Source organism: Parafilimonas sp., from assembly GCF_047606085.1.
Lineage (GTDB): Bacteria > Bacteroidota > Bacteroidia > Chitinophagales > Chitinophagaceae > Parafilimonas.
Map to the genome: position 1 here is coordinate 16,782 of NZ_JASGEX010000189.1, position 11,571 is coordinate 28,352.

An 11,571-nucleotide genomic window follows, 5' to 3' on the forward strand; every position below is an offset into this window, starting at 1 on the left:
AATTACCGAAGGCAAACAAAGTATATCCTGAAACAACGACCCCTTTCTTCCTTACATTATTCAAACTGGTTTTTAACCCTGTATCCCGCATCTTTAAGCAGTTTCTCCCGGCCAAACAATTCTACATCGGCCTGTACCATCTCTTTAACCAGCGCAGCAAGGTTATACTTAGGCTCCCACCCTAACTGTTTTTTTGCTTTTGCAGCGTCGCCTATTAATAATTCCACTTCCGCCGGTCTGTAATAATTTGGATCAACGCAAACAATTTCCCTGCCTGCTTCAAGTATGTAATCGGAGTTTGAGCAACTTGTTATAAATCCTTTTTCCTGATCGCCTTTTCCCCTAAATTCTATTATAATGCCAAGTTCTGCAAATGCCATCCTGATAAATTCCCGCACTTCAGTTGTAACCCCGGTAGCTATCACATAATCTTCCGGTTCATCCTGCTGAAGCATGCGCCACATGGCTTCCACATAGTCCTTCGCATGCCCCCAGTCGCGTTTTGCATCAAGGTTTCCCATGTATAATTTTTCCTGCATCCCTAAAGCAATCTTTGCAACTCCCCTTGTAATTTTTCTGCTCACAAAAGTTTCTCCCCGTAGAGGACTTTCATGGTTGAACAGGATGCCATTGCATGCATACATGCTATAAGATTCCCGGTAATTGACGGTGATCCAGTAAGCATATAACTTAGCCACGCCATAAGGTGAGCGGGGATAAAATGGCGTGGTTTCTTTCTGAGGTATTTCCCTGACCAGCCCATAAAGCTCAGAAGTAGAAGCCTGATAAATCCTGGTTTTTTTTGTAAGGCCTAATAATCTTACCGCTTCCAGTATTCTTAATGTTCCAATTCCATCCGCATTGGCTGTGTATTCAGGCGTGTCAAAACTAACTTTTACATGGCTCATGGCGCCAAGGTTATAAATTTCATCAGGCTGTATTTCCTGTATTACACGAATGAGGTTTGTTGAATCGGTAAGATCTCCATAATGAAGTTTAAGCCTTACATTTTTATCATGTGGATCCTGATAAAGATGATCAATCCGGTCTGTATTAAATAATGAGCTTCTTCGCTTTATGCCGTGCACCTCGTAACCTTTGAATAATAATAATTCAGCAAGATAAGCACCGTCCTGGCCGGTAATGCCTGTAAGCAAAGCTTTCTTTGACATACTAAAAGAGTTAAGGAAATAAGAGCCAAATAACCCCTCAGGTTTAAATTATAAGTATAAGAGCCTGTTTAAAAATTATTTGATAAAAGTTTTATAGCGGATAATTTGACCATTTCTTCTGCTGTTTCCATAAGCAGTTCATAATTTCGGCATAATCAGCGGTCTTTATCGAAGCAGGAAAATGTTCGCTCTGCTATCCATCTCTTATGCACTGGTTTGAAATTAGAGGAGTTACTTTCTTCACGAAGTACAACCTGTAGCCAATAATCAAACTTTTCTTTTACTTCTTTAATGATATTACCGCAATAACCGCCATCAGCCAAAATCACCCTGATGTTATGATAGCTGTCCCGTAATACATGCATCAGCATACCAACAGCTTTGCTGTCGTGGATATGCGTCGCTGTTACCATTATTGCCAGTAAAAAGCCGTTCTTATCTACTACCCCATGCTGTTTAATACCCTTAACTTTTTTGTTGACATCGCAGTTTTTTTATCCACTTTTCCACATGCGCTTTTCTTTATTTGATTTTAAACTACTGTTGTCCGACTAAATAATTTAAAACCTTGTATTTCAATGTTTGACCTCACCCCAACCCCTCTCCAAAGGAGAGGGGCCAGAACCCGCTCTGGCAAATGGTTTCAAGAGATTCGATAATTTTTATCCGGACAATAATGTTTTTAAACAGGCTCTAAAATAGAAAAATATTTTTAGATTGAGGGCTGTTGATATCTGGCCTGACGGTTGAAACGCTTATTGTTTCTCCTTTTCATCTTTCGCCAGTCTTATGCCGGCGGCATTCACAGAACGGCATTAAGTTCCAGGGCAGACGCATTAAAATTTTAAGTTTTCAATGAGAGTAATGACAACAGATAGTCGCTGTTCCTATCAGCCTTTGTTCGTTTGCGTTTCATACTAAGCTTTTTTGCTCCCTTTTTTTCGTCTGACTGATATAACAGGTTCAATGCTATTTTGGTTATGCAAGAGAAATTGACGGCTGCGGGATATTTTATTAACTACGTTAAAATTAAAAGGCGCAGCAAAATAACTGCAGAAGGTGAGTGAAAACTGCTTGTCATTTGTTTGTCAAACAGCGGTAGAAAGCGCAAAAAGAGCGTCAAAATCTGATAAGCATAAAATAAAAAAGCCTTGTAAATAAGACTTACAAAGCTTAAAAGTGCCCGGGACCGGATTCGAACCAGCACACCTCGCGGCGCCGCCACCTGAAGACGGTGCGTCTACCAATTTCGCCACCCGGGCATTATGTAAAGTTTAAAAGTTCACAAGTTTGATCCGGTTCACGAGTTGTATTCCTGACCGGTGAGCATTTGAACACTTGAGCACTTGCTCTTTCAAGAGCGCAAATATAGCAGCAATTATGATATAACCATCAAACTGCAGCCACGAATATCACTGCCATCCAGCCGGCCGGCTACAGCAAAGCTGCCATCTTCAAACACTTCACCCACATCGTCGGTGGCAATAAAAGCGCAACTGTTTATATTGGCAAGATCAATGATATTTAAAGCGCCCTTACCTTTTATTTTCACCAGCAGCGGGTCGTCTTCATCCCTAACCAACACTTTCATCCAGGGCGGGCAATTAAAAATACCGTTCGCCCCGGCATAAGCCTGCGACAGCAATTCACTCATGCCATATTCTGAATGCACCTGCGGTATATGAAACCGCTGCTTTAAAATGTCATGCACTTCGTTGCGTGTAATTTCTTTGCGCCGGCCTTTCATGCCGCCGGTTTCCATTATCACAGTTGAGGAAAGCTGCATGGGATATTGTTCCGCAAAATCAAGTAAGGCATACGTAACGCCTATCAATAATGTTTTTTGCCCATGCTGTTCAAGCTGCTGCAAAACCTGATGCAGTTGACCAACCTCATTAAGGTAAAAGCCGCTTTCTGTGTGGCCGCTTCGTTTTATCAGCTCATCCACCATTTTTATAAGTGATGAATGCTGCTGCTGCAGGTAAGAGGGCAGCAGGCCTATAATGCACCATTCTTTAATATCGCCATAAAATAATTCAAAGCCCCGGCTGAAACTTTCTATATACACCTGTATATCCTTTATGTAATGCCGGCTTTTACTGTTTTGTGTGGTGCCGCTGCTTTCAAAAAAAAGCGCGTATTCATCATTGCCGGTTAAAACTTTTTTGGTTTTAAAAAGAGATATGGGCAGAAACGGGATTTTTTCAACTGATGTTATGCTGTTTGCATTCGTGCCCAGGTAATCGCACCAGTTTTTATAAACAGGGTTTTGTTCGTACTGAAGGTTAAATAATTTAATTGCCAGTTCGCTGAAATTATTTTTAACCTGAAAAATTTTGTTAACAAACGGAGCGCCCACAATGAAGGTTTAATTGCTGTTGTTTAAATGTTGTTTGCTTTTATATAAATTTGATATTAATTACAAAGAAATGAAGAAATTATCAGCCGTTGTTTTATTGATGCTTGGATGTGTTACCTGCTCTAAAGATACATACAATACTAAACCTACATTAGAATTTAAAAGCGTGAACGCAACGGTGTTTGCACAACCTTCGGTTGTTGAATTCAAATTACAATGCACAGATAAGGAAGGCGATATTGTGGATACTATTTGGGTGCAACGTGTTTCCAAAGTGGCTAACTGCGCTTCGCTTTCTTACACTGACAGCTTTCTTATCCCTGATTTTGACCCGCCTAAAAACGTAAAGGTTGATTTTGTTTTTACCTATAATTATGGCAGCGTAACGCCACCTACGCTTTCCGCCTGCTCGCTGGCTGATGATACAAGCTATTTCCGTTTCTGGATGAACGATAAAGCCAATCACACCAGCGATACCGTGCAATCGCCCGACCTGGTGTTCCTCAAGCAATAATCAGATTAGCTGTATCCAATGTCATTAACTTAAGGCAGGTAAATCTTCGAAATATTCAATATTCATTTCGCGAAGATTTACAACTGAACATTCCTGCCCGACTGATTCAGTCAGGCGGGGATTATTGTGTATTGAATATTGAGTTTTCTTAAGTTAATGATATTGTAGTGGTAGCTATAGTTTCCATTGGCTTTTCAATATGCATATTTCGTTATCGTGCCTGCTAAGAAGCAATAGCCCTGCATTGAAACATCCCCCAATAAATTTATCTTATTTTTCTGTAAGCAACCGCCTGTATAAAACGTTTGTAGTAGAATTGCTGTGTTATCATTACATATTTATCTGCAAAATAGCGGTTAAGGTCAACCAGCTTTTGGGTTTCAATATTGGTTGTGATTTTAAAAAATAAATACATGCCTTTTAAAAGCATTTGCTGCCATTCCTTTTTATTTTGTTTATCATTTACAAAATCGGCATACAGCCAGAAGCCCTTTCTTTTAAGATAGGTATCCAGCTTGGAGAAAATGTATTTTATCTTTTTATCTATGAAATTGTCGAAGAAAAATGGCGTTAATATCACATCAAAATGTTCCTGTGTTGTATAGGTTTCAATGGGACAGTTTACAAATTCCACGGCCATATTCCCACACTTTCTTTTTTTGGAAAGCGCTATCATGTTCGCAGACTTCTCCACATATACCACCGATACATTTTTTTTATTGAGCTTTGATATTTCTTCCAGTATCCATCCCGTTCCGCCGCCTGCCAGTAATATGCGGTCGTTATCTTTTATAAATGCAAGCAGGTAAGCCTGCGCTTTTATTACGGAACGCTGAAACACAATACGGCTAAGCCTGTCGTAATATTTTGCAATGCCGTTATAATCGTTTCGCATAATTAGTTATTAATAAAATTCATTCCAACAATACCGCATACGGCTTTAAAAAAAATGAGGCCGTCAATAATTACAAGGTAATACAAAATTTTATGCGGCCATTGCATGCTCCATGCTATCATGAATAATAAAATAAACGGAATAAGATTAATTAAGATTGTTGCCAGGCTAAAATGATGGCTCATGGTAAAGGCGACTAACGAAAACAATCCTATAATGGTCAATGGCAATAAAATATAAAAAATAGTTCTTCTTAAACCGAAGCGTACCACAAATGTTTTCAGTTGCCTGTTGGAATCATCCGCATAATCTTTTATATCAAAAATGATGGCGTTAACCGTGCAGAACATAAAGTTTTTAATGAACAGCCATATTAAAAAAGAAGTTTCAACCTGGTGCGGGCCGGTTTCAATCTGTGCCACAATAAATGGCAGGATATTGGCAACACAGGCCCATACAAACCCAATTACAAAAGCCTTAAGCCAGCCGGTATTGCGCAGGTTGATTTTAAGAACAGAACCGGGCAATAATTCATAATACAAAATGCCCGAAAGGGCCACGATGCCCGCCAGCAGCCAATACACAAAAGGCAGCGATTGAATGGCCGTAAAATTTTTATATAAAAAACAGATGCCCGATGCAATGGCTGTAATTAATAAAAACACCTGGCTGCGCAACACAAACCTGTGGTTGCGGTTATACCAGTCTTTTCGCGGGTTTGTTGTATTACCTGCATTCAACGGCCCGAGATAAGCATACGTGTAGTAAAAAACGGTAATACAAAAGAGGATGGTATAATAAGCTGCAGAATTTAACGGCAGGCGCAATTGCGTGCACGATTCAATTGATAATGCAATGGCAATTATGCCTATAAAATAATTACCGAAAAAAACGGAACGTATGAATTGACACATTGCCCTGCAAGTTAATGCCACCAGGTTTTTGCATGTTAAAAAAGCAAACGGTTAAAAATCAATACGGGCATGCTGCCCCTCTTCTTTTTTTTGACAGTTTTACAAGATTAACAATAACCGGTAATAAATATCTTCGTTAAATATTCATTTGATATGAAAAACAAATCTGTTGCCGTTATCGGGGTATGTTTTGCCATGATAATTTTTAATGCATGTAAGCAAACACCTTCCTCGCTTGCATTATACGTTCCAAAAGATGCTTCCGCCGTTTTTGTAATAGATGCAAAGTCTATGGCTGATAAAATTGCTTCATCAGACATAACCCTCGACTCGCTGGCAAGCCTTATGCATAGCGGCAACGATAACATGCTGAAGTGGAATGATATTGAAAACTCCGGCGTTGATATAAGCAAGCCTTTGTATGTTTTTACAAAAGAAGCAGCTTCAATACAGCGGGGCAATATTGAAAGCAGCGCCTTAATAGCTGAGGTGAATGATGAAAATAAAATGGAAGCTTTTTTTAAAGCCAGGAAGCCGGGCAGCGCCATCTCCTCCATATCGGGATATAAATATCTCAAATTGCAGGCAGGTGTTATTGCCGGGTGGACAAATAAAGTTTTAATTGTTTCCTGCATACAGGGAGATGACGTGCAGGATGCTGTATTGCAATCGCAGTTAACCGCTTTATTCAATCAGAAAGAATCGGAATCCATTGCCTCAACCGGTGCATTTAAACAGCCCTTCACAAAACCATCAGATATACATTTTTATATAAGCACGGCAGGTAAGCTGAATGAAGCGGCTGTGGTGGGCATGCCGAAAATAGCGGAACTGCTTCAAAACAGTTATACAGATGGGGTTGTCAATTTTGAAAAAGGGAAGATAGAGGCAAGCGGGGCAACGCACTATAATGAAACATTCGCCGGCATTGTTAATAAATATCCTGCACAGGAAATAAAACCGGAGATGATTAAAAACTATCCTGATACATTAACCGGTTTGGGCATCGTATCCTTCAACCCCAAACTATTGACTGATATTTTGCATTACCTGGGTTTTGACGCAATGGCCGACGGCTTTACTTCAGACATTGGCTTTACCACTGCCGATATAGTAAATGCCTTTAGCGGCGACATAGCCATTATGTTTTCTTCGCATGCGCAAAAAAATATGGAAAACAGTTTAAAAAACGGCAACTTTCTAATCGCTGCTGTTATTGGAGATAAAGGGGCTTTCGATAAGGTAATGAATGGCCTGCTGGATAAAGGATTGCTTACAAAAAAAGATGATGGATACCGGCTGGGCTTATCCGGCGGTCATGGGTTTGTAATAGAAACGGGCAACAATAATCTTTTTATTGCCTCATCTGACGAATTGATAAAGGCTTACCAGGCGCCCGGCAAAAAGCCACCTTTACCTGCTGATATTGAAAAAGAAGCCGGCAATAAATCAATGGCCCTTTATTGTGATATAAACCAGTTTCTGCATAATAAGCCAATAAAAGATACGGCCTCTTTAAATACACATACGGGCAATAATTATCACAACTATAAAATTGCAGAGAGCGCCAGTGCCACTTTTGCAAGCTTTATTGCTTTTGCAGGTAAGGGCGATAAAAAAACGATAACATCCGGTTACCGGTTAAATTTTGTAAACGAAAATGAAAACAGCCTGGCAAGCCTTGCCCGGTTTATTGTTGTTGCGCGCCGGGAAGCGATGCAATATAAAAAAGGGGCGGCGGCTTATCCCCCTTTATCCGGACGGAACAGTACAGACAGCCTGCATGCGGCAGATTCAGTGAATGTGCGGTGAGGATTAATTGCTTTTTACAAGGCAGTTAAACTGGCTGTTTATTTAAATGAAGCAGGGGGGCTATTAAGTTTGTGCATTCATTAACTAATTCTGATATTTGTTTGCTGCTTGCCAAATTGGTGAAAGACCATTTATACATGCAGGAAAACAAAAATCAAACAGCTTTCATAAACAGATATATACTTATACCGGAAGAAAATACAAATTTCATACATGAGAAGGGTAGTTATAACAGGATTAGGGGCCATAACGCCGCTGGGCAATTCAGTAAAAGAATTATGGGAGAATATTGTTGCAGGCAAAAGCAGTGCGGCGCCAATAACCAAATTTGATGCAACAAAATTCAAAACACGGTTTGCCTGTGAAGTAAAAAACTTCCATGGCGAAAAATATTTTGAAAAGAAAGATATCCGCAAATACGATCTCTTCTCACAATATGCTATAGCAGCCGCAGAAGAAGCGGTGCAAAGTGCACAAATAGAGTTTTCCGCTTATTCAGAAGAGGAAAAAGCCGATATTGGTGTTATTTGGGGCTCCGGCAATGGAGGCATCAGTACATTTGAAGAGCAGGTTGGCCTGCTGTACCAGGGTGATGGCACTAAATTCTCTCCTTTTTTTGTACCAAAGAAAATAGAAGATATAGCGGCGGGGATAATTTCTATCCGTTACCAGCTATATGGCCCCAATTATTGCCCGGTGTCTGCCTGTGCTTCTTCCAACACAGCTATAATAAATGCATTTGATACCATAAGGGCAGGTAAGGCTTTTATGATGATTGCCGGCGGATCAGAAGCGCCCATTACAGCTTCTTCTATTGGCGGCTTTAATGCTGCACAGGCTTTATCAAAAAGAAATGATGATCCGGCTTCCGCTTCACGCCCGTTTGATAAAAGTCGTGATGGTTTTGTGTTGGGGGAAGGTGCAGGCGCCTTAATACTGGAAGAGTATGAACATGCCATTAAGAGAAATGCGCCCATTTATGCAGAACTGGTCGGTACAGGCCAGGCGGCTGATGCCTTCCATTTAACAGGTACGCCACGAGATGGCCGGGGGGCAAAGCTGAGCATGCGCAAAGCGCTTACGGAAGCAGGCGTTCAACCGGAAGATGTGGATTATATTAATGCACATGCTACATCAACACCTGTGGGCGATGCGAGTGAGGTTGTGGCTATTCAAACTGTATTTGGAAATAACAGGCCTTATATAAGCGGCACCAAATCAATGACCGGCCACCTGCTTGGCGGCGCCGGCGCCGTGGAAGCCATTATTTGTGTGATGGCGTTAAGGCATGGCGTTGTTCCGCCCACCATTAATACCCGGGAACTGGACGAGGCCATTCCGGCAAACCTGAATATTGTGTTAGGCCAACCGGTAGCTGCGGGCATTCAATATGCGCTGAACAATACGTTTGGTTTCGGGGGCCATACGGCAACCACGCTGTTTAAAAAGTTTGAAGAATAGGCAAATCCGATTTTGACAGCATGTAATCGCCTGTTATTTTTGCACTCCTGGAAAAATTAATACAAAGCAGATCATTTTATAAAAAGGGGAATTAGCTCAGTTGGCTAGAGCGTTTGCATGGCATGCAAAAGGTCACCGGTTCGAGCCCGGTATTCTCCACAAAACCTGCCCATATCCTTTGTATGTTTACATCCTATACTCAGCGCTCACTGATAAATAGTATATTGACAAACGGAAAACCTGGGGGATCGCCTATTCCGTTACAACGATTCGGGGCGCAAATTCACTAAGTCGGTACATGACTGGAAGCTGGTTTATATTGAGGCATTTTTAACGCGAAATGAAGCTATTCACAGAAAAACAGCAACTGCTTTTTGTTTAAGGTCTTTTGCAACACGCACTTACTTATTCGTTTTTCCGATATCCATAGGGCTTCAGTCTTGGAGTGAACAATAAATTTGAAAACGAATGCAGCAATTTTTAAAAAAGCAGGAAAAAGTCGGTGACGCTTGAAATGTTGGCGCCCTTAAAATTTTCTGGCCTTAAAATAGCCGGCTAATTTTATGTTTCCATTCTGCCCTGTGCAAACATAATTCTTAAATGAAGATGTATGCCTGCCATTTTCAATCAATATGAACCGCCTGTTACGGCAACTATCCAGTTGCTTAATCAACTGCAGGTAAGAATAACAGCAAAATTATTAAGGATAAAAAATGATAAAATTTTTGTTTGCAAACAAAAGGGAAAACGGCCTTGTGCCCCATAAAGCAAAGCCGAAATTTTTAAACAGGCTCTAATTGTATGCATGGTTTTTTTGTACAATCAGGATGTTAATTTTCAAACTTCGCCGTTATATTTGCCGCTAACCTTAGCAAGCAACATGTTTAATATTATTTTATTTGGCCCTCCGGGCAGCGGAAAAGGTACACAAAGCCAGAAGTTAATTGAGAAGTATGGCTGGAAGCACCTCTCAACCGGCGATTTATTGCGCAGCGAAATTGCGCAGCAGACACCGCTTGGCCTTGAAGCAAAAAATTTTATTGATAAGGGTCAGCTTGTACCGGATGAAGTGGTTATTGGCATGATAAGCACGGCATTGGAAACCAATCCGGGTGTACCCGGATTTTTATTCGACGGTTTTCCCCGTACCGCGGCACAGGCAGAAGCTTTGGATAAATTATTACAGCTTAAGAAAACAGCTATCGCGGTAATGCTGGCATTGGATGTTTCAGAAGAAGAACTGGTAAAACGTTTACTCAACCGTGGCCAAAGCAGCGGCCGTTCTGATGATACGGATGAATCCATCATTCGCAGCCGTATTGAAGAATATGAAACCAAAACAAAACCCGTAGCAGATTATTACAATGGGTTTAATAAAGTAGTGCATATAAAAGGTGAAGGCAGTGTAGAGGAAATTTTTGAAGCCTTGTGTAAAGAGATTGATAAGCGCACATAATCTTCAGTCTTTTCAGGCGTGCTGCCTGCTGTAAAGCCTGTAAGGATATTTCGGATTGCTGCACAATAATCCCGCCGCCCCGGCATAACATTTCCTGCAATGATAAAACTATCGCCTCCAAGAGACTTTAGCGAAACATTTTTAATCGCTCAACGAGTATTACTTCAATTGCTTTTTATCCAGCTTTGATAACATATAGTCTGTAAGAAAATAGCCCCCGGTTTTCTTACTGCCTCTGTATTCTACCAATGTCCTTATTTTTTCCAGGTCACGCTTCGCCGTTCTTTCAGACACATTCAGCTTTTGAATCAATTCATTCACTTTCAGCCCTGGCTTTTCCAACAACAGTTGTACAACCCTGTTCAACCGCTCTTTCATGGAATCATTTATCGTGTCATTTATCGTGTCATTGATTGATATAGTTTTACTGTCAGGCAGGGGAATAATCGTTTTAAAAGTCTTGCCTTCTATAAATACAGCCTTGCCTTTTCCTGCATACGCCTTTGCCAAACGGCTGGCCGTCAATATGCCGGAACCCAGTTCTTCCACCCGGCCTAACTGGATAAAGAACTTTGCTATCAGCGGATTTTTAGGAAAGGGGGCAAAATTAGTGGGGTCAATAGGGCCCTCACCATGCGGGTTATTGGCATTCTCTGTTTCAGCCCTGTCCGCATAAATAATAAAACTGCCGGGCGCCGCATTGGTATATTCCCTGTGAATGATGAGATTGGCAACAATTTCCCGGAAGATAGTGGTGCGAAGGCTTATTCTCTGGTCTCCCTGCAGGTAAAATTTATCAGGAAGATGCCGGTTAATAAAATCCATCAACAACTCATACGCCTCAACAAGGTTGGTTTGAATATATACTATATTGTCTAAATAATTCCGATTTTGTAACTTTGTTGAAAAACTATGAGTTACAAAATTTCCCTATCAGTAAAGGAACAAAGAGAATTAAAGGACCTATTACAAAAGACGGAACAGGCCA

The 11,571-nt window shown here is 40.9% G+C and carries 9 protein-coding genes, 2 tRNA genes and 1 pseudogene; 5 read left to right on the forward strand and 7 right to left on the reverse strand.

From position 1 onward, the window contains the following. Window positions 1–56 precede the first annotated feature (56 nt). The 4 genes and pseudogenes from gmd to QM629_RS16585 all read right to left on the reverse strand — a co-directional run bounded on the left by gmd (window position 57) and on the right by QM629_RS16585 (window position 3,531). A complete protein-coding gene (gmd, locus tag QM629_RS16570; protein WP_415161007.1) occupies window positions 57–1,172 on the reverse strand; it encodes a GDP-mannose 4,6-dehydratase in 1,116 nt (371 codons plus the stop codon). Window positions 1,173–1,327: 155 nt separating this feature from the next. Beyond that, window positions 1,328–1,642, reverse strand: a pseudogene (locus QM629_RS16575) (transposase); the annotation flags it as partial. Window positions 1,643–2,352: 710 nt separating this feature from the next. Continuing rightward, a tRNA-Leu gene (locus tag QM629_RS16580) sits at window positions 2,353–2,434 on the reverse strand. A 116-nt stretch (window positions 2,435–2,550) separates the two neighbouring features. Continuing rightward, complete coding sequence (locus QM629_RS16585) at window positions 2,551–3,531, reverse strand: acyl transferase (protein ID WP_415161008.1); 981 nt, start codon at window positions 3,529–3,531, stop codon at window positions 2,551–2,553. Window positions 3,532–3,601: 70 nt separating this feature from the next. On the opposite strand from QM629_RS16585, the gene QM629_RS16590 reads away from it, so the two are divergent. Further along, window positions 3,602–4,045: a hypothetical protein gene (locus QM629_RS16590; protein WP_415161009.1), complete on the forward strand. Its 444-nt coding sequence runs from the start codon at window positions 3,602–3,604 to the stop codon at window positions 4,043–4,045. Window positions 4,046–4,310: 265 nt separating this feature from the next. Here QM629_RS16590 and QM629_RS16595 read toward each other — a convergent pair whose 3' ends face one another. Both QM629_RS16595 and QM629_RS16600 read right to left on the reverse strand, forming a co-directional pair. Next, a complete protein-coding gene (locus tag QM629_RS16595; RefSeq protein WP_415161010.1) occupies window positions 4,311–4,940 on the reverse strand; it encodes a class I SAM-dependent methyltransferase in 630 nt (209 codons plus the stop codon). Between the two features lie 2 nt (window positions 4,941–4,942). Next, window positions 4,943–5,854 (reverse strand): UbiA family prenyltransferase, encoded by a 912-nt coding sequence (locus tag QM629_RS16600; RefSeq protein WP_415161011.1) that lies wholly within the window; start codon window positions 5,852–5,854, stop codon window positions 4,943–4,945. 153 nt (window positions 5,855–6,007) lie between these two features. On the opposite strand from QM629_RS16600, the gene QM629_RS16605 reads away from it, so the two are divergent. The 4 genes from QM629_RS16605 to QM629_RS16620 all read left to right on the forward strand — a co-directional run bounded on the left by QM629_RS16605 (window position 6,008) and on the right by QM629_RS16620 (window position 10,583). Further along, window positions 6,008–7,666, forward strand: a complete 1,659-nt coding sequence (locus tag QM629_RS16605) for a DUF4836 family protein (protein WP_415161012.1) — start codon at window positions 6,008–6,010, stop codon at window positions 7,664–7,666. A 213-nt stretch (window positions 7,667–7,879) separates the two neighbouring features. Then, window positions 7,880–9,127, forward strand: coding sequence for a beta-ketoacyl-ACP synthase II (gene fabF / locus QM629_RS16610; protein ID WP_415161013.1), 1,248 nt, complete (start codon window positions 7,880–7,882; stop codon window positions 9,125–9,127). Between the two features lie 85 nt (window positions 9,128–9,212). After that, window positions 9,213–9,286, forward strand: a tRNA-Ala gene (locus QM629_RS16615). Window positions 9,287–10,007: 721 nt separating this feature from the next. Then, window positions 10,008–10,583 (forward strand): adenylate kinase, encoded by a 576-nt coding sequence (locus QM629_RS16620; protein ID WP_415161014.1) that lies wholly within the window; start codon window positions 10,008–10,010, stop codon window positions 10,581–10,583. Between the two features lie 159 nt (window positions 10,584–10,742). Here QM629_RS16620 and QM629_RS16625 read toward each other — a convergent pair whose 3' ends face one another. Then, window positions 10,743–11,408, reverse strand: coding sequence for an HTH domain-containing protein (locus QM629_RS16625; RefSeq protein ID WP_415161015.1), 666 nt, complete (start codon window positions 11,406–11,408; stop codon window positions 10,743–10,745). Window positions 11,409–11,571 lie beyond the last annotated feature (163 nt).